A 19,023-nucleotide genomic window follows, 5' to 3' on the forward strand; every position below is an offset into this window, starting at 1 on the left:
AAGGAGAAAAGATATGCTCGAATATGTAAAACTAATAAGTATTAGTTTAGTAGTATCGTCTTGTATTATGGCAATTAACTATTTAATTAGCTATCTTTGGTCAGGGCATATACCTTCTTTGACGTGGAGAACATATTTGATGTTTATGGTTATATTTATGATGAGTTTTGGTTCAATACAAAAAGAGAGCTATGAAGAGAGTTGATAATCGTCCTTTTAGTCTTCTTAGTATTAATACATATGTATTTATCACTGCATTGGAAAAACAGGTTTGCCGTTCGGGATTATTTCCCGCAACATACGCAGCAAATGGTTATTACACAATAATATTTGGTGGAGTTAATTTAGAGAAAAATATTATTTCGTTATTATTTATTATACTAGTTACATAATTGGTAGCGGGAATCGCTATAGGTATAAAAGGAATAGTAAAGGGAAGAGGTTTTGTAGCTAAAGACGTATAAAGTAAAAAAGGTATCCTTCATGTGGATACCTTTTTTACTAGCGTTTGTTATTTTGCAACTTCTGTCCACTTGTAGTTAAATTCACCGCCGAAGTCAGTTGTTACAAGTCCTTTAATAAATCCGCGTTGTAAGTAAGAACGACCTTGTTGGTATAAAGGAGCGACAGCACCATCTTGTAATAAGATTTTTTCAGCTTGCTTCATTGCTTCAAAGCGTGCTTTTTCATCACCAGCTAAATCAGTTTTTACTTTACGAATAAGCTCGTCGTACTCTTTGTTAGAGTATTTATCGAAGTTATAAGCGCTATCTGTTGTGAATAGATCTAAGAATGTAATAGGATCCGCGAAGTCAGGGCCCCAGCCATCGATTCCGATTTCGTAATCACCACTTAATAGTAGTTTTAACTGTTGTTTACGTGGTTGAGGCTTTAAGTTCACTGTTAATCCATCTAGATTCTTTTCTAGTTCACCTTTTAAATATTCGCCAGTCTTTTTAGCTAAAGCATTATCACTTGTTAATAGTTCAATTGTTACTTTGTCAGTACCAAGTTCTTGTTTCGCTTTTTTCCAGTTTTCTTTTGCTGTTTTCACATCATCTTTAACTAGGTTTCCGTTTTCTTTACGGAAGTCGTTGCCATCTGGACTCTTTGCGAACTTCGCAGGAACCATTCCTTCGGCTGGAATTGCACCGTTATTTAAAATTGTTTCTACGTAAGCCTTTTTATTCATTGCTCCGTTAATAGCAAGACGTGCATGTTGATTCTTTAATACTGCATTTTTTTGATTCAGTCGTAAGAATTGAATACCTACTTCAGCGCGTTCTTTGAAGTTTGCATCGTTTTTATATTTATCAACAAACTCCGCAGTTAAAGCAACACGATCAATTTGTCCTGAATCATATAAGTTAACTTCTGTAGACTTATCTTTAACGACATTGAAGTTGATTTCTTCTAGTTTTACAGTTTTAGCATCCCAATAGTTAGGATTCTTTTTCAATTGGAAGCTTTGTTCGTGTTTCCAGTTATCTAATGTGAAAGCACCGTTGTAAATTAAATGATTCGTTTCTAAACCGTATTTATCACCTTGAGATTTTAAATATTCTTCATTAATTGGTAAGAATGTTGAAAATGTTGTTAAGCTTAAGAAGTAGGGAACAGGGCGCTCCAGTTGTACTTCTACAGTTTTATCATCAAGAGCTTTAACACCTAATTGGTCGATCGCTGCTTCTTTTTGGTTTATTTGTTTCGCATTTTTTATATCAAAGAATAAGAATGCATATTCAGCAGCTGTTTCAGGATTTACGGCACGTTGCCAAGCGAAGACAAAGTCTTTTGCTGTAACAGGAGTACCGTTTGACCATTTTGAATCACGAAGATGGAAAGTATACTTTGTTTTATCTGGACTAATGTCAACCGACTCAGCAACACCAGGAATCGGTGTATTATCTTCTCCCATTGCATATAAACCTTCAAAAACATTTCTCATTACGTTCATGGATTCCCCGTCCGTTGCTTTTGCAACATCCATTGTTGGGATTTCTGAAGCGAATGATAAGTTAATCGCTTGTTTATTAGGTGCTTTATCGTTTGCTTTCGCTCCGCTTGCATTATCTTTATTTCCTCCGCAAGCTGTTAGTAGTAGACTTACCCCTAAAACAGATGCAACAACAGGTACAACTTTTTTCTTCTTCATTGTTCTTTCCTCCCTAAATGTGTTGTTCGTAACGTCATAATGTCCATGTCTTGAAGTGTAGCTATAGAAGAAGAGAAAACCTATTATAAATATGTGTATATAGGTAATCGGGTGTTCTATATGTATATACAAGTTGAACTATAATCTATCGTTATATGTTTCAACTTAGTAGACATTACATTTTGATGGTAAAATATTTCGTTTCTTTGATTATTTAGAATATTAACACTAGAGAGAACTATATGTCAATAATAAAAAGTGGAGTGTTAATTTCTTGGAATAATATATTAAAAAAGCAGATTTCCTCGTATTAGGGAATCTGCTTTTAATATATTTTGCTAAAAAAACAATGGGTGTGGGTGGGAACACGATGATCCAAGTTGCATTTTATCCCGCATTAACGGGCAGTAAGATCCCCACCTCAAAATTCAGTGAAAGCAAAGAAGTTAGGTGGGGGATCAACTGCCCGTAAAAGCCCGATTGGTTCAACTAATAATCAGTGGGGGATGAAGAACCCCCACTGATTAAAGTTTCACTTTATTTTTCAATTTTTGCCCATTTGAAGTTTAATTGACCAGCAAAGTCTACTTGCACAATGCCTTTTACAAAGGATCGCTCTAAATAAGATTCTCCCTTTTGGTAAAGAGGAGCGATAACAGAGTCTTTAAATAATATTTTTTCTGATGCTAGTAACGCTTCCCAGCGAGCTTTTTCATCACCAGCCAAGGTAGTTTTAACTTTTTCAATTGTGTCATCAAACTCTTTATTAGAGTAATGATCTAAGTTGTAAGGGTTATTCGTTGTAAACAATTCAAGGAATGTAATTGGATCAGCAAAGTCAGGACTCCAACCGTCAATTCCAATTTCGTAATCACCTTTTAATAAGAGTGAAACTTGTTGTTTACGTGGTTGCGGTTTTATATTTACTGTTAAGCCATCTAAATTCTTTTCTAGTTGTCCTTTTAGGAACTCACCAGTTTTCTTCTCAAGGTCACCATCACTTGTTAATAATTCTAATGTTATCTTTTCAGAACCAAGTTCTTTTTTTGCTTTCTTCCATAATTCTTGTGCAGATGTTGTATCAACTTTTGTTAAATCGCCGTTTGCAGTACGGAAGTCTTTTCCATCAGGCCCTTTTGCAAAGTTTTTTGGAACGAGACTAAAGGTTGGTGTAGAGCCATCATTTAATAACGTATTTACAAAGGATTTTCGATCAATAGTTTGATCAATCGCTTGGCGCGCAGAAACGTTTTGAAGTACTTTGTTTTGTTGATTCATACGTAAAAATTGTACGCCTACGTTCGGACGTTCTTTAAAGTTAGCATCCTTTTTATATTTATCAACGAAGTCAGATGTTAGTTTTATACGGTCTAATTGTTTGGATTCGAATAAATTTACTTCTGTCGATTTCTCTTTCACAACGTTGAAATTGATTTCTTCGAGTTTGACATTATCTTTATCCCAATAGGTAGAGTTTTTCTTAAATTTAAAGCTTTGTTCATGCTTCCAATCGTTTAGTGTAAAAGCTCCGTTGTATAAGATTTTATTATCTTCTAAAGCGTACTTATCACCTTGTGCTTTAAAGAATTCCTCGTTGATTGGTAGAAATGTTGGGAATGCCGTTAAGCTAATAAAATACGGAACAGGGCGCTCTAATTCTACTTCAAACGTATGGTCATCAACTGCTTTTACACCAAGTTGATCGGCTGGAAGCTCTTTACTATTAATTTTTTTAGCGTTTTTAATATCAAAGAATAAAAAAGCATATTCAGAGGTTGTTGCTGGATCAACAGCTCTTTGCCAAGCGAAGACAAAATCTTTCGCTGTAACAGGAGTACCGTTTGACCATTTTGAATCTCGTAAATGGAATGTGTATTTCGTTTTATCGCCACTTACTTCATGAGATTTTGCAACACCTGGGACAGGTTTGTTACCTTCACCAAGATTATACAAACCTTCAAATACGTTTCTCATTACTTGACCAGAATCAGTATCTGTAGCACGAGCCGTATCCATTGTTCGAATCTCAGTAGGTGAAGATAAGTTTAAAACTTGTTTACTAGGTGCCTCATCTTTTGCATTTGCTCCGCTCGCTTCGTTTTTATAACTACCGCAACCAGATAATAAAATACTTACTCCTACAACTGATGCAATACCGGGTACAAACTTCTTTTTCATTTGATTTTCCTCCTAAATAGTTAATAAGATTGGATGATGATGAGGGAAATGAAAAACAAAAAATCCCTCTTTTCGTATTGAGAAAGAGGGATTTCTACGTACAAGTTATGCACCCGTATATAAACGAAGTCCCTCATTCTATCTTTCAAGCACAAAGCTTGCAGGAAGTGGCACAGTATTCAAAATGAACCTGCTGCCGAGGTTTCAAAGGGCCAGTCCCTCCACCTCTCTTGATACAATGAGTAAACAAATAAATTTTATTAATTTTTGTGTTTCTTTGATAATTCAAAATATTACACCTTAGATAATGAAGTGTCAATCGAATGAAATATAGTTTAAATTTTCAGTTTTATTAAAAGTAAAAAAACCACTGCATATGGCAGTGGTTTCCTTACTAGAAGTTAAAGTTATCTGGATCTGGACCAACGCGATGATTTTCATTTAAAGCTTGAATTGCTTTCATATCATCCGAGCTTAATTCAAAATCGAAGATGTTTGCATTTTCAATAATGCGGTGTTCTTTAATAGACTTAGGGATTGTTACAACTTCATTTTGTAGATCCCAACGTAAAATAACTTGTGCAGTCGATTTATTATATTTTGTAGCGATTTCTTGTAATGTTGGGTGATTAAGTAGCTGCCCCTGCATTAATGGTGACCAAGCTTCAAGTTGAATGCTATGTTCTTTACAGAAAGCATGTAGTTCTTCTTGTGCCAAACGTGGGTGGTATTCCACTTGGTTAACCATTGGTTTAATTTCTGCAATTTCAAATACGTCTTGCAGATGATGAATATGGAAATTACTCACACCGATAGCACGAACACGACCATCTTTATAAAGCTGCTCTAAAGCTTTCCATGATTCAGTGTATTTTCCTTTTACAGGCCAATGTACTAAATATAGATCTAAATATTCTAGACCTAATTTTTCTAATGTAGTTTCAAATGCTTGTAATGTTGACTCGTAACCTTGATCACTATTCCACACTTTTGAAGTGATGAATAAATTTTCACGAGGAATACCAGATTCTTGAATTGCCTGTCCAACGCCTTCTTCGTTTTTATATATGGCAGCAGTATCGATACTACGGTATCCATTTTTAATAGCTGCTTTTACAGAATCGATTACTTCTGATCCGTCTTCTACTTTAAAAACACCTAAGCCGAACCAAGGCATTTTCACGCCGTTATGTAATGTTGTGTAGTCGTTTAAACTTGTTAAAGTCATATTAATTCCCCCTAGCTTTTTTATTGGTCGCTTCAACTGCTTGTTGAATGACTTCTGAAAAATTATTTTCATATAGAACTTTTAAGCCTTCAGCCGTTGAACCTCCTGGTGTTGTTACTTGTTCGCGGAGCATAGCTGGATCCTGATTTTGCTGGAGCATAGCGGCAGAGCCAGCAATCATTTGAATGACAAGGTGTTTTGCTGTTTCCTCATCAATACCATAGCTTTTCGTTGCTTCAATTAAACCTTCAGCAAAGTGATAGAGAAAAGCAGGTGCACTACCAGTAACTGCGGTAAGTTGGTGAACTTCCTCTTCGGTACAAAACTGTGAGGTACCAATACCTTTTAAAAGAAGTTGTAACGTTTCATGATGTCTTTCATCTACGGAATTTCCCGTCGTGTATAAGGAGATAGACTTTCCAATGCCAGCAGCTGTATTAGGCATAATCCAGGCAACAGGTGTGTTTTCTGGGAGTCTAGCTTCTAAATAAGATGGGCCAATGCCAGCAGCTACTGTTACAACAAGTTGATTTGATATTAACGGAGATAACTCTGCTAATAGCTCTTCATGTGCAGAAGGCGGCATTGCTAAAACAATCGTATCTACAGATTTAATATGCTGCTTCCAATCCGTTGTAATCGAGAGATCATATTGAGTTTGTAATTGTGTTAGTTTTTCTCTGTTACTTCGGTTGGAAACAATAATTTCTTCGATGTATTCTTTACTTGTTGTAAGTAGTCCAGCAAATATAGCTTCTGCCATACGACCGGCACCAATAAATAAAATTCGATGTTTATTAGGCATATCCTTTATTCCTTTCTGATGAGAATATGTTATAAAAAACGATACCATTTTTAAGAGAATTTTGTAAAAAGAAACGGCTTATAGTAGAGGGAATACAATTGGAGAGAGGGCAGGTTATATAAAAAGGGCTATGAAGATTATTATATTTGAAAAATAGTTATAATCAAAAATCCCTGAAGCATTTATGCTTCAGGGATTGATAAATTATAAGCTTATGCTTTCGTCATACCAAGCAATACAGCGCCGCCGATAATTAAAACACTACCTAGTGCAATAAAGATCAATTGACGTTTTGTTTTCTTTTCACCTAAGAAGACAATCGCACCGAATGTTGAGATAACGATTCCAGTTTGAGATAATGGGAAGCTTGTTGCTACTCCAACACGTGGTAATGAAAGAAGTAAGAATAAGTTTCCTGTTCCCCATAGTAAACCAGATAAAGCATTACGCATTGCATATTTGTTAAATGGTTTATGTTTAGATGTCAGTACAACCGCACCAACAAACATACCAACTGCCTGTGGTAAAATAGCAGACCAACCATCAATGTTATACCAACGAATAATAATTACATATACAAGATAACCGAAAGTAGAAACAATTAAAGTAAGAAGTCCCTTTTTCAGTTGTCCTGGTGGCTGTGCATTTTCTTTATCATCTAGTGATGTGAATACAACACCAACTACGATTAATAGGATTGCAATCGTTCCCAGAACAATCGTTGTAGTAGTAGTCCACTCACGAAAAGCGATAACGCCAAAGATAGAAGTTGCAACAAGTTGCATACCAGTAGAAATAGTTACAGTAGTTGAAACACCTAGTTTTTCAACTGTTTTTAATTGGTTTACTTGTCCTAAAGCCCAGAATAAACCTGAAATAAAGCCAACAATCAAGATTGTCATTGTTAAAGTTGGTTGAGTAAATACATACATAGTTGTTGCGAAGAATAGAGCACCGATTGTCATACCTACCGTTTGGCTATATGCACCACCGCCCATTTTTACGCTTACTAATAAGATGTTTCCCCATGCGATTGCAGGAAGAAGCGCTAATAAAATGTCCATTACAAGACTCCCTTCGGTTTTCTATACCAATATAATTACATATCGTTCTAACGATCGGTAATGCCCCACTAATAGAGTAGAAGATTACCGATCGCTAAAACAGGATGAAGAATTCACGATATAAATGCGTTTTCATTTCTTCATTTTTTGAAACACTTTCATATAATAACAGGAAATTACCTATTTTAGAAAGTGAATTCAAATAAAATGTATATTTAAATAAGAGGTAAAATTCAGTCATTAATCAAATCATTTTATTTTTCGGGAAATAAAAAGCAACTTTTGTCGAAAGTTGCTTTAAGAAGTAGTAATTCTGCTATTAATGAGTTGAATACATAGTAAGAATAGAAGGGACATACTAATCGTTATGATTACAAGTGTCCAAGCTAGTTGCATATTACTTGCATCAATAGCCATATAAATCGCCGTTGGAATCGTCTGAGTTTTGCCAGGTATATTTCCTGCAAACATTAAAGTTGCACCAAATTCACCAAGTGCGCGAACAAAGCTTAAAATCATACCACTTAGTAACGCAGGAAATGCAAGCGGGAGTGTGACATGTAGAAAAACTTGGTATTCACTTGCACCAAGATCGCGCGCGCCATCTTCAATTTGTACATTTGCGATAGAAAATCCTGTTTTTGCTGATTGGTACATGAGCGGAAATGCAACAACTGTAGAAGCAATGATAGCAGCAGTAGATGTAAACATAATGGACTGCTGAAATAATGATTCAATCCACTTTCCAATGGGACTGTTATTTCCGAAAATGATAATTAGAAAAAAGCCGATAACAGTTGGTGGAAGCACCATTGGTAATAAGAAAATAGTTTCTAGTAGTACTTTATATCGCCACGAGGAGCGCGCTAATGCTCGTCCAATAATCGTTCCCAAAATTGTAACGATAATGGTGGCGCACGCAGCTACTCGTAAAGATAGAAAGACAGGTGACAAAATTGTATCAAAGCTCATAGCAATTATGGCAGGAGTGTAAATCCATATTTCTTAAAGATAGATTGTGCATCTTTTGACTGTAAATATTCATAGAATGAAGTCGCCTCTTTCTTATGCTTAGATTCCTTTATAACACCTAAAGGATAGTGGATTGGCTCATGAGAATTAGCCGCTGCCGCCTCTACAATTTTCACCTTGTCTGAAACGAGAGCGTCTGTTTTATATACAATACCAGCATCAACATTACCTGTTTCTACATATGTTAACACTTGGCGAACATCTTTTGTAAATACGATTTTCTTTTGAACGTCATTCCAAAGATTTTCATGTGTGAGAGAAGCTTTTGCATATTTTCCTGCAGGTACGGATTCGGGTGTACCAAGTGCGATTTTCTTGATTTTCTCATCTTTTAAATCTTGAAATTTTGTAAGAGAACTATCTTTTGGAACGACTAGAACTAGTTCATTTCCAAGAAGGTTTTTCCCTTCTTTTTCATTAATGAATCCTTTTTTAACAAGGGTTTGGAATTTATCTTCTGCTGCAGAGAAGAATAAATCAGCAGGCGCACCTTGTTCAATTTGTTGTTGAAGTGCACCAGAAGCACCGAAGTTAAAAGAAAGCTTAATGTTTGGTTCTTTTTCTTTATATTGCTGTTCAATTTCTTTTAATGCATCTTGTAAACTTGCAGCCGCTGATATAGTCAGCTCCACTGATTCTCCCTCTTTAGCAGCTGACTTTTCTTCGCTTGAACAAGCTACACTGAATATAAGAAGAAAAGAAAGTATAAGTACCCCAATGGATCGTAATGTAAATTTGTTCATAAAAAATCCCCCTTCGTTTACTAAATTAATTATAACTAATTATAACTAAATATAACTAGTTATAATTGAATATAATTTGAACGATATAGTTGTTTTTAAAAACTAGGAGAAATATTCTTTTCTTTGTTACAATGAAGGGAGAAAGTGAGGAATCGTCTATGGATCATCATTCCTACACAACGGAAGAAGTAGCAAAGCGATTAAAAGTATCAAAATTAACTGTATACGACCTAATTAAAAAAGGAGAACTTCCTTCTTATAGGGTTGGTAGACAAATGCGTATTGATGCAGCGGATTTAGAACAATATATCAAGCAAATGAAAACAGGTAAGGTGCAATTTACTTCTGTAAAGAAGTACGAAATTAGTAGTTCGAATACACGCATCATTAGTGGTCAAGAACTAACGTTAGATATGTTGGCAAAACATATAGAAAATCGTCTGCCAAATTCTAATATATTAAGAGCATATCAAGGTAGTTTAACGAGTTTAGTGAAGATGTACCAAGGAGAAGGAAGCGTCGTTAGCTTGCATTTATTTGATGGCGAAACAGGTACATATAATGTTCCGTACGTAAAGCGTATTTTAGTTGGACAACCATATATTATGATTAATTTATTAGCAAGAAATGTTGGGTTTTATGTGCAAAAAGGGAATCCACAAAATATAAAAACATGGGCTGATTTAGCTCAGTCATCTATACGATTTGTAAATCGAGAAAAAGGTTCTGGTATTAGGGTGTTAGTGGATGAGCAATTGCGAATTCAAAAATTAAGTAAAGATATTAACGGGTATGAATGGGAAGAATCGAATCATCTTGGTGTTGCCTCGCAAGTCGCGAATGGAAAAGCTGATGTTGGGGTAGGTTCAGAAAAGTTTTCCCAAATTGTGAACGTAGACTTTATTCCGATAATGAAAGAGCAGTATGATTTAGTACTTCTGAAGAATAAAGAAAATGAGGAACTTATTGAGGTTATAAAAGGGATTTTGCAATCTGAAGAGTTTCACAATGAATTAAAAGCAATTGGTGGATATGATATAAGCAAAACAGGCCAAATTATATATGAAACAAACTAAAAGGCTGCTTGTCTATAAGACGAGCAGCCTTTTCTATATATAAAGGGGGTTGGGGAAACAAAGTGTTAAACAAGACTTTGAGCAAGTGCGTAAATGAAAGCCGTAAGAAGAGCTGCTCCACTTGCAAGTCCGATAAAGTCTGATTTGTTGAAAGTAATGTTGTTCATTATAATCTCTCCTTATTTGTTTAATGTAGTTGCAACTGCTTTTGCATCGATAAGTGCGGATAGCACCATGCCCATTGTATTGAAAAATTTGTTTGTTTTCATTTTGTTCATCATGCGTATCCGCTCCTTTTCGAATTTTTGTTGCCCTGCCTCATGTCTTAATTATAGGGGAGATGATGAATTACAACTATCGAATTAGCTTACGGAAGACTTACACTTTTGTAAGAAAAAAAGACATTCGTGTAAGAATGTCTTTTAAAGCATATTGATGTGATGATGCTCTTTAATTGTTTTTAAAAAGCTTCGCATCGAATTGGTCATGTAACTATCTTTACGGCGTATGAAAACAGTTGAAATACTACCGTATTTCTCGGGAATCGGATGACAGTGTACTTTACCTGCTGTAGAAAGATGCTGAACGGCAGACTGTGGTACGAGTGTAATTCCAAGACCGAGTGCAACACTGTTTAATATTGTTTCTAATATGTTAAATTCCATAATTCTTTTTGGTAGCAAACCTTCATCTTTAAGCCATCGTTCTAGCTTGGAACGGTACCCACATCCTTGATTAAAAACGAGTAGGGGCGTCGTAGTAAATTCTTCTATATGAAAAGCTTTATTTTGTGTAACAAGCATTAATTTCTCGGTACTAACATCGTATTGTTCAATTAGTGGGTGTTTTATTGGTCCTGATATAAAAGCACCATCTAATTGATGATCGAGTACTTCTCTAATAAGTTCTTCCGTTAGACCGGCTTGTAATGATAAATCGACATTTGGATAGCTTTTATAGTAAGAAGACAAAATGGTAGGTAATGTACTTACTGTTTCAACTGTACCGATTTTTAATATACCAGATGGTGTTTCACCATCTAAAAATACTTGTTTTAGCTCGTCAACATCTTGCAAAATTTTATTAACATAGACGAGCATTTTTCTACCTTCAGCTGTTAAAGTCATGCCTCGTTTATGACGGTAAAAGAGCGGTGTTTTTAATTCGTTTTCTAACTGTTTAATACGTGCTGTTACATTTGATTGTACGTAATTTAATTCTTTTGCTGCGCTACTTACACTACCTCGGTCAGCAACGCTCTGGAAGATTTGTAAGTCTCGTAATTCCATTGTATGCTCCCCCTTGATGTTAACTATCATTATAAATGATAGTTAACATCATTTTGAATCATTTTACGTGATATATTTTTTCTTTTACAATTCTCTTTGTGCAAATAGAAAGAAGTGAGGGATTGCGGTGAGAAGAAGTCAAATGATAATAGGTGCGTTGGCATGTTTAATTGCAAGTATGTCATGGGGAGCGATGTTTCCGGTTGCTGATCATGCGCTAGAATACATAGATCCGTTTTATTTTTCGTTTATTCGTTATGGGGCGGTAGCAATTGTACTGATTGTATTATTGCTAATGAAAGAAGGAAAGAAAGCATTTCGCTTAGAAGGAAGAGGAAAGTTACTCATCTTTTTTGGAACAATGGCGTTTACCGTATACAATGTATTAATTTTTCTAGGACAAATGTTAATGGGAAAATCAGGTGTAATGGTAGCTTCTATTATGGAGGCGCTTATGCCGATGATTTCAATTTGTATTTTATGGGGATATAAAAATATAAAGCCGAAGAAGTATATGATAACGAGCATGATTATCGCGTTTGTAGGGGCTGTATTTGTTATTACGAAAGGTGATATGAGTTTCTTTTTAACATTGAAAGATAATATGTTTTCACTAGCATTTATATTTGTTGGTGTTGTAGGCTGGGTTATTTATACGATGGGTGGTCAAACGTGTAGCGATTGGTCAACATTACGTTATTCAACATTAACTTGTGTATTTGGGACAGCAGTTACAGGAATTATAACTATGATCATTACCTCACTTGGATATGTATCAGTTCCAAGTATGGGAACGATTTCTGTTGTGAAGTATGATTTGTTATTTATGATGACATTACCAGGTATCGTAGCACTACTTGCTTGGAACTACGGTGTGAAAATCTTATCATCAATTAATGGTATTTTATTTATTAACTTTGTGCCAATTACTACTTTAGTTATTATGATGATGCAAGGATATAAAATAACGACATTTGATGTATTAGGAACATTATTTGTTATTGCAGCGCTTATTCGTAATAATGTTTGTCAGAGAAAAGAAGAAAATATAAATAAACAAGTTTTACAAGAAGAGCAATTGCGTCAAGCTGTTTAATAGGCAACTGGAGGATTTTTACATGTTAGAAAGTTTATTGTTTTTCTTTGCTGCTGGAGTTGCCTGCGAGCTTGCAGCAATTAATCGAAATGGTCGTAAGAATATAAAACAACAAGCTGAACTGATACAGCTTTTAAAAGAATTGAAGGAAAGAAAAAATTAAAAAGACGACCGGCATAGACGGTCGTCTTTTTCTATATAAAGTGAAACTTTAATCAGTGGGGATTTTGTTCATTCCCCACTGATTATTAGCCCTCACCAATCGGGCGTTTACGGGCAGTGGATCTCTCACCTAACTTCTTTGCTACAGCCGAATTTTGAGGTGGGAGTCTTACTGCCCGTTAATGCGGGATAAAGGGGAAAGGGGACACAAAGTTATATAAGCGTAGCGGCGTAAGTGAAAGCAGTAAGAAGAATCGAGCCGCTAGCTAGGCCTAAAAAATCTAATTTGTTAAAAGTTATGTTATTCATTATAAATTCTCCTTACTTGTTTAATGTAGAAGCAACAGCTTTTGCATCGATAAGAGCGGAAAATACCATGCCCATTGTATTTAAGAAATTGTTCGTTTTCATTTTGTTCATCATATAGATCCGCTCCTTTTCAAATGGTTGTTGTTACTTTCTGACTTAATTGTATAAGATAGTGGAGGGAGTCACTATCGAATTAGCTTACAAGAAAATTACACTTTTGTAAGAATTGAAATTTAACTATAAATACTTATTTTTATTACCAACTCCTAAAACTTAGTGTTATAATCGTTATAAGAAAATGATTATACTTCGGATATTCAGAAAGGAACGAAACAAATGTATAAACTAATTACATTTTCGTTGAAATATATATTTAAAACAGCTGGGAAAGTAGAAGTACAAGGGAGAGAGAAATTACCGGAAGGTGGCCCTTACGTTGTTGCATGCACACATACAAGTTTTATGGATGTTTTAATGTTAGCTGCAGGAATGTATCCAACTCAAATTCATTACATGGCAAAAAAAGAATTGTTTGAAGGTAAATTTAAAAATTGGTTTTTTAAAAATGTAAATGCGTTCCCTGTAGACCGTGCGAATCCAGGGCCAAGCACATTGAAAATTCCATCGCGTTTATTAAAAGAGGGAAAAGTAGTAGGGATTTTCCCAAGTGGGACGAGATCATCAGAAGACGTTTCATTAAAAGCTGGGGCTGTTACGATTGCAATGCGTTCTAACGTTCCGTTAGTACCGGCAGCTTATATTGGCCCATCAAGTATAAAAGAATTGATAAAAGGAAAAAAAGCGCAATTAGTTTTTGGAGATCCAATTCAAATTGATGCTGAAGAACAAATAAATCGAAAAACGGCTATGAAAATGATGACAGATGAATTAAATGCAAAGTTTGAAGAACTAAAGGAAGTTTTACAGCCAAATTAAAAGTAAGAAAAGACGACCGGGCATAGACGGTCGTCTTTTCTATTATTATTTATATAAAGGGGAAAGGGGACACAAAGTTATATAAGCGTAGCGGTGTAAATGAAAGCAGTAAGAAGAATCGAGCCGCTAGCTAGGCCTAAAAAATCTAATTTGTTAAAAGTCATGTTATTCATTATAAATTCTCCTTACTTGTTTAATGTAGAAGCAACAGCTTTTGCATCGATAAGAGCGGAAAATACCATGCCCATTGTATTTAAGAAATTGTTCGTTTTCATTTTGTTCATCATATAGATCCGCTCCTTTTCGAATAGTTGTTGCCTTGTTTCTGACTTAATTGTATGAAATATTACGGAGAGTCACTATCGAATTAGCTTACAGGAAAATTACACTTTTGTAAGAAAAACGAATGAAAGTGTAATGATGAGAAGATTTGACATATGTTCATGTGATTTATTAAATTAAAAGTAGAGGTGAGTGTATGGCTAATATTAAAGATATTGCAAAGATGGCTGGGGTTTCAGTTACGACTGTTTCGAGGGTATTAAATGATCATCCATATGTAAGTGAAGAAAAAAGGAAAGTTGTTTTAGAAATAGTTGAGAAATTGAATTACTCACAAAATGCAAATGCTGTTCATTTATCAAAAGGGAAGACGAATATTGTTGGCGTGATTTTACCTTATATTAATCATCCGTCTTTTGATGCGATGGTGGGTGGAATGATGGAAGTTGCGTTAGCTCATAATTATCGAGTGCTTCTTTGTCAAACGAACTACAATAAAAAAGAAGAAATGAAAAGTTTACATATGTTGAAAACAAAGCAACTAGACGGTCTTATCATTTGTTCTCGTGCCAATGAGTGGGAAATTATAGAGCCTTATGCAGCGTATGGGGCGGTTATTGCTTGTGAGGATAATGATATTGAAAGCATATCGAGTGTATATACAGATCATTTTAATGCCTTTCAATTAGGGATGAGTTACCTTATTGAAAAAGGTTATAAGAAGATTGGATATTGTACGGGAAGAAAGTTAGGGCCAAGTAGTAAGAAACGTTTTGATGCTTATAAACAACAGCTGCAATTAATAGATGAAGAAGTGATGGAAGATCGGATTTTCACAGAATGCTTTACATTAGAAGATGGTGTAAGAGTTGCACATCAATTCAAGGAGATGGAGAATCCTCCTGAAGCATTAATAGTGGCAGGGGATGAAGTTGCTATTGGGATCATGACAGAAGTTGAAAAATTAGGTATTAAAGTTCCTGAAGATTTAGCGATTATTGGTTTTGATAATCAACCGATTTCTCAAGTTTTACAACTGACAACCATTGACCAAAATTTAAAGGGAATAGGTAAGACGGCTTTTGAAATGTTTTACAGGCAAGTAAGTGATGAGAGTTCTAAACAAGAAAAGATGGAAATTCCGTATAAACTTGTGGAACGCTCCACGGTTTAGTATTTATCCGTTATGTGTATAATCACATAACGGATTATTTTTTGAAATGTCTTTGACAAGAAACCCGTTTCATACTTTATAAAAGAGTTACACCGGTCTGTAATAATCCATGGATTCTTTTCAAGTGTTAAAACAATGAATAGAATTTGGAGGAATATGCATGAATGAGCTTTTATTAAGTATGAAAAAATATGTAGAGGATGACGAACAAATTTTAGCATTTGTGATAGGAATATTTGAGAAAGATGATTTTACCTTATCATATCGGCATGGGATTTTCGTTGCTACGACTAGACGTCTCTTTTTTTACGGGAAATTTCCGTACTATCCCGCAATATTTAAAGATTACTCATATTTGCATATAGATGACATAGATTTCCGTCCATGTTTCGAGTTTACTTGTAATCATGAAACCGTTAGAGCTAAGTATATTCAGAAGTGAATGTGGAGCAATTTGTTCGTGCAGTTAGAGCAAATATGAATAATTAATCACCCCTTTGTTTAAACATAATATCATGGTCATTATGAGAAAGAATGCGTAATAAAAACCACTTCTAAACCTCTAGGAGATAGTGATACAATGTCAAATGGGGGGAGGGATGAACTATGGTTAATCAACGTATAAAGGAAATCGCATTAATTACAATCGGTTCATTACTATTTGCAATTGGTATTAATTACTTCGCAATTCCAAACCGTTTATCAGAGGGCGGAATCATCGGTTTAACGGTTGTTACTTATTATTTATTTGATTGGTCACCAGGAATTGTGAATTTTGGTTTAAATGCAATTTTATTAGCTGTAGGTTATAAATTTTTTGATAAGAAAACGATGGTTTACACAATTATAGGTATTGTGGAAACATCTTTGTTTTTATACGTTACAGAGCACATTCAGTATCAAGTAAATAGTGATACATTATTAGCGGCTTTATTCGCTGGTGTATTTGTAGGTGTCGGATTAGGATGTATGTTCAAAGCTGGAGGTACATCAGGAGGATCGGCAATTTTAGCGCAGTTAGCAAATCAATATTTAGGTTGGAGCGTCGGAAAAGGCGTACTTATTATTGATATCATTGTAATTGCTGGTTCTGTATTTATAATAGGACAAGAAAAGGCGATGTATACACTTGTAGCTGTATTTGTCGGAGCGAAAGTGATTGATTTCATCGTGGAAGGTATGGATACAAAAACAGCTGTTACGATTATTTCGAATCAACCAGACTTAATTCGAGAGACTATTACGAAAAATATGACACGCGGTGTCACTGTATTAGAAGGACGCGGCGGATATACTGGTAAAAATAAAGAAGTATTGTATGTCGTTATTAATAAACAAGAGCTTGTTAAGTTAAAGCAAGTTATTAGTAGAGTTGATGAAGATGCCTTCGTTGTCATTCACGATGTGCGTGATGTACTTGGTGGTGGCTTTAAAGCAAGCTAAAAGATGAACGAGAAAATTCGTTCATCTTTTTTTTATTCTTACAAAAATGTAAGGGTAATGTAATGGGATTGAATGGTAGATTAAATTCCTGCTCTTTAGAATGGATGTATAAGTATCCTGTAGAGGAGGAAAATCAGTATTATGAAGAAAAAAATGATTACTATTGTGATAGCTATGGTGACGATAGTAGTAGTATTGCTACCTACAAAACTGGGACCGGTTATCGATAAATATAATCCGCTTTATACGACGAAAGAATACTATACAATTGTGGATACGATTGGTCAACATGTCGGTGATGAATGGTATGAATATGAATTTATTGCATTTGATGAACGTGGAAGAGAACAAAAAATAAAGAAAACTGTTAAACATATGTTAAAGAGAGACGAAGCGTTAAAGGTGTTCGCAAAAGGGCGTTACGGTGAGTCAATTGAAGAGATTGAGACTACAAGTATTCCTATAAATGCGAAGAGTAAACTTTTGGTGGTGAGATAGCGAAAATATACCCCCATTTATTTTTTGTCGAAAGGAAAAATACTAGGTGGGGGTATATTTTTAGCTCATAAAAAAACCCCCTAGTTCGTATAAACTAGGGGGTTTTTTATATAAAGGGGAAGGGGACACATTGCAGTAATAAAAATGAAAGTATAAGAAGATTGGGCTACCGGCAATGTAATTTGGTTATGTGAGTATGCTTCTTATTTGGCTTACTTTCTAACCTTATTGTACGAGATATAGGTAAGGGAAACTATCGAATTACATTACACATATCTTACAAACATGTAAGTATCCTGTAATGTAATTCGATAGTTAGAAGATAGTGAATATAATATATTATAACTAGAAAGTCTTACTGTATTACTTTCTGATTCGTAATGTTAATGAAGAACGAAAAACCAACTAACTTTGAATAGCCCTCATCTTAGCTTAAGATGAGGGCTTTTTTTAAACCTTACAATATTGTAAGGTTTACGTAAGTTAATTCGATAGTAATTTTGTCATATTTTTTGCATAATAGATACAAATAGATAAAAAATAATTAGGGATATATTAAGAAGGGAGAAAACTGGGATGCGTAAAGAAGAAGTAGTGAAGTTTCCAATTAAAGATTTCTGTAGCTACTTTACTGTTGCCATAGTATGTATTGGATTATTTGATATAATAACAAATTTAATTGTTAACTAATATAGATGATAAAACAAGAAGGGAGACCCTTTCTTGTTTTTTTTATGGGGGCATAAAGATGAAATGGATTGATAGCCATATACATGTTGATCAATATGAGGATGAAGAGAAAAGTAGATTACTTACAGATGTGGAAAACAGTAAAGAGATACAAGGGCTTATTGCAGTATCTATGAATTATCAAGCATGCCTAGAAACTCTATCTTTAGCAAAGCGATATCCTTTTATACATCCAGCAATAGGTTTTCATCCGGAGCAACCGATTCATAAAGAGGAATATGAGCAAATTTATAAATTAATTGAAGATCATGTAGAGGAAATTGTTGCGATTGGTGAAGTGGGACTCCCATATTATTTAAGGAAAGAAGATGAAAATATTGCTGTCGATCCATACATAGCGGTGTTAAAAGAGTTTGTTGAACTAGCTAGTAAATACGATTTACCAATTATACTGCATGCGGTTTATGAAGATGCTGACACTGTATGTGATTTACTTGAAGAATATAAAGTTTCACGTGCACACTTCCATTGGTTTAAAGGAAGTGAAGAGACAATGAAACGGATGATGAGGAACGGTTATTATATTTCTATCACACCGGATGTTTTACATAAGGAGAAAATTAGAAAAATTGTTTCGTATTATCCTTTAAAATATATGATGGTAGAAACAGATGGGCCATGGGAATTTCAAGATGGTGTTATGACGCACCCTAAAATGATTAAAGATGTATTACAAGAAATTAGTGTAATAAAAAGAATGTCTGTAGAGAAAGTTGCAGAGCAAATATATGAGAATACGGTGCGATTTTATCAAGTTATTGAGTGATAGCAAAAAACACCAAGCATCTCGCTTGGTGTTTTTA

20 protein-coding genes, 2 pseudogenes and 1 riboswitch are annotated in these 19,023 nt (G+C 34.8%); of the genes and pseudogenes, 11 read left to right on the forward strand and 11 right to left on the reverse strand.

The window, feature by feature from the left end; genetic code table 11:
- Positions 1 to 13: 13 nt before the first annotated feature.
- Positions 14 to 205: a hypothetical protein gene (locus MHI07_RS01105; RefSeq protein ID WP_340821494.1), complete on the forward strand. Its 192-nt coding sequence runs from the start codon at positions 14 to 16 to the stop codon at positions 203 to 205.
- Positions 192 to 464: pseudogene (locus MHI07_RS01110) on the forward strand (hypothetical protein). Before MHI07_RS01105 ends, MHI07_RS01110 begins: the two are co-directional and overlap by 14 nt.
- Positions 465 to 511: 47 nt before the next feature.
- On the opposite strand, the gene MHI07_RS01115 reads toward MHI07_RS01110, so the two are convergent.
- From MHI07_RS01115 to modA, 7 genes are all read right to left on the reverse strand, one after another.
- Complete coding sequence (locus MHI07_RS01115; RefSeq protein WP_340821496.1) at positions 512 to 2,155, reverse strand: peptide ABC transporter substrate-binding protein; 1,644 nt, start codon at positions 2,153 to 2,155, stop codon at positions 512 to 514.
- A 537-nt stretch (positions 2,156 to 2,692) separates the two neighbouring features.
- Positions 2,693 to 4,333 carry a peptide ABC transporter substrate-binding protein gene (locus MHI07_RS01120; RefSeq protein WP_340821498.1) on the reverse strand — a complete coding sequence of 547 codons (1,641 nt, stop codon included), beginning with the start codon at positions 4,331 to 4,333 and terminating at the stop codon, positions 2,693 to 2,695.
- Between the two features lie 135 nt (positions 4,334 to 4,468).
- Positions 4,469 to 4,573: riboswitch (SAM riboswitch) on the reverse strand.
- 154 nt (positions 4,574 to 4,727) lie between these two features.
- Entirely contained in the window at positions 4,728 to 5,561 is an 834-nt protein-coding gene (locus tag MHI07_RS01125) for an aldo/keto reductase (RefSeq protein WP_335470192.1), read from the reverse strand.
- Between the two features lies 1 nt (position 5,562).
- Complete coding sequence (proC, locus tag MHI07_RS01130) at positions 5,563 to 6,366, reverse strand: pyrroline-5-carboxylate reductase (protein ID WP_002113376.1); 804 nt, start codon at positions 6,364 to 6,366, stop codon at positions 5,563 to 5,565.
- Positions 6,367 to 6,578: 212 nt separating this feature from the next.
- Positions 6,579 to 7,430: a GRP family sugar transporter gene (locus MHI07_RS01135; RefSeq protein ID WP_016103329.1), complete on the reverse strand. Its 852-nt coding sequence runs from the start codon at positions 7,428 to 7,430 to the stop codon at positions 6,579 to 6,581.
- A 297-nt stretch (positions 7,431 to 7,727) separates the two neighbouring features.
- On the reverse strand, positions 7,728 to 8,402 hold the full coding sequence (gene modB / locus MHI07_RS01140; protein ID WP_002151307.1) for a molybdate ABC transporter permease subunit: 675 nt from the start codon (positions 8,400 to 8,402) through the stop codon (positions 7,728 to 7,730).
- Between the two features lie 5 nt (positions 8,403 to 8,407).
- Positions 8,408 to 9,205 (reverse strand): molybdate ABC transporter substrate-binding protein, encoded by a 798-nt coding sequence (modA, locus tag MHI07_RS01145; protein WP_340821506.1) that lies wholly within the window; start codon positions 9,203 to 9,205, stop codon positions 8,408 to 8,410.
- A 131-nt stretch (positions 9,206 to 9,336) separates the two neighbouring features.
- Here modA and MHI07_RS01150 point away from each other — a divergent pair, with 131 nt between their 5' ends.
- Positions 9,337 to 10,281, forward strand: coding sequence for a substrate-binding domain-containing protein (locus MHI07_RS01150; RefSeq protein ID WP_033710535.1), 945 nt, complete (start codon positions 9,337 to 9,339; stop codon positions 10,279 to 10,281).
- A 65-nt stretch (positions 10,282 to 10,346) separates the two neighbouring features.
- Here MHI07_RS01150 and MHI07_RS01155 read toward each other — a convergent pair whose 3' ends face one another.
- Positions 10,347 to 10,448: a DUF3948 family protein gene (locus tag MHI07_RS01155; RefSeq protein WP_016103331.1), complete on the reverse strand. Its 102-nt coding sequence runs from the start codon at positions 10,446 to 10,448 to the stop codon at positions 10,347 to 10,349.
- 255 nt (positions 10,449 to 10,703) lie between these two features.
- On the reverse strand, positions 10,704 to 11,570 hold the full coding sequence (locus MHI07_RS01160; protein ID WP_016103332.1) for a LysR family transcriptional regulator: 867 nt from the start codon (positions 11,568 to 11,570) through the stop codon (positions 10,704 to 10,706).
- A gap of 127 nt (positions 11,571 to 11,697) precedes the next feature.
- Here MHI07_RS01160 and MHI07_RS01165 point away from each other — a divergent pair, with 127 nt between their 5' ends.
- Positions 11,698 to 12,666, forward strand: a complete 969-nt coding sequence (locus MHI07_RS01165; RefSeq protein WP_215572269.1) for a DMT family transporter — start codon at positions 11,698 to 11,700, stop codon at positions 12,664 to 12,666.
- A 22-nt stretch (positions 12,667 to 12,688) separates the two neighbouring features.
- Positions 12,689 to 12,829, forward strand: coding sequence for a YrzO family protein (locus MHI07_RS01170; RefSeq protein ID WP_002151322.1), 141 nt, complete (start codon positions 12,689 to 12,691; stop codon positions 12,827 to 12,829).
- A 212-nt stretch (positions 12,830 to 13,041) separates the two neighbouring features.
- On the opposite strand, the gene MHI07_RS01175 is transcribed toward MHI07_RS01170, so the two are convergent.
- On the reverse strand, positions 13,042 to 13,137 hold the full coding sequence (locus tag MHI07_RS01175; protein ID WP_340821513.1) for a DUF3948 family protein: 96 nt from the start codon (positions 13,135 to 13,137) through the stop codon (positions 13,042 to 13,044).
- Between the two features lie 336 nt (positions 13,138 to 13,473).
- Between MHI07_RS01175 and MHI07_RS01180 the strand changes: the two genes are divergently transcribed.
- Positions 13,474 to 14,073 carry a lysophospholipid acyltransferase family protein gene (locus tag MHI07_RS01180; protein WP_340821515.1) on the forward strand — a complete coding sequence of 200 codons (600 nt, stop codon included), beginning with the start codon at positions 13,474 to 13,476 and terminating at the stop codon, positions 14,071 to 14,073.
- Positions 14,074 to 14,150: 77 nt separating this feature from the next.
- Here MHI07_RS01180 and MHI07_RS01185 read toward each other — a convergent pair whose 3' ends face one another.
- On the reverse strand, positions 14,151 to 14,246 hold the full coding sequence (locus MHI07_RS01185) for a DUF3948 family protein (RefSeq protein WP_340821517.1): 96 nt from the start codon (positions 14,244 to 14,246) through the stop codon (positions 14,151 to 14,153).
- 305 nt (positions 14,247 to 14,551) lie between these two features.
- Between MHI07_RS01185 and MHI07_RS01190 the strand changes: the two genes are divergently transcribed.
- The 5 genes and pseudogenes from MHI07_RS01190 (at position 14,552) to MHI07_RS01210 (ending at position 18,986) form a co-directional block, all read left to right on the forward strand.
- Positions 14,552 to 15,529, forward strand: a complete 978-nt coding sequence (locus MHI07_RS01190; RefSeq protein ID WP_002159560.1) for a LacI family DNA-binding transcriptional regulator — start codon at positions 14,552 to 14,554, stop codon at positions 15,527 to 15,529.
- 160 nt (positions 15,530 to 15,689) lie between these two features.
- Positions 15,690 to 16,018, forward strand: a pseudogene (locus MHI07_RS01195) (PH domain-containing protein).
- 117 nt (positions 16,019 to 16,135) lie between these two features.
- Positions 16,136 to 16,972, forward strand: coding sequence for a YitT family protein (locus MHI07_RS01200; RefSeq protein WP_002159558.1), 837 nt, complete (start codon positions 16,136 to 16,138; stop codon positions 16,970 to 16,972).
- A 141-nt stretch (positions 16,973 to 17,113) separates the two neighbouring features.
- A complete protein-coding gene (locus MHI07_RS01205; RefSeq protein ID WP_340821521.1) occupies positions 17,114 to 17,470 on the forward strand; it encodes a YxeA family protein in 357 nt (118 codons plus the stop codon).
- Between the two features lie 748 nt (positions 17,471 to 18,218).
- Positions 18,219 to 18,986 carry a TatD family hydrolase gene (locus MHI07_RS01210; RefSeq protein WP_340821523.1) on the forward strand — a complete coding sequence of 256 codons (768 nt, stop codon included), beginning with the start codon at positions 18,219 to 18,221 and terminating at the stop codon, positions 18,984 to 18,986.
- The last annotated feature ends 37 nt before the right edge of the window (positions 18,987 to 19,023 follow it).

The organism is Bacillus sp. FSL H8-0545 (assembly GCF_038006105.1).
In the GTDB taxonomy this organism is placed as follows: domain Bacteria; phylum Bacillota; class Bacilli; order Bacillales; family Bacillaceae_G; genus Bacillus_A; species Bacillus_A cereus_U.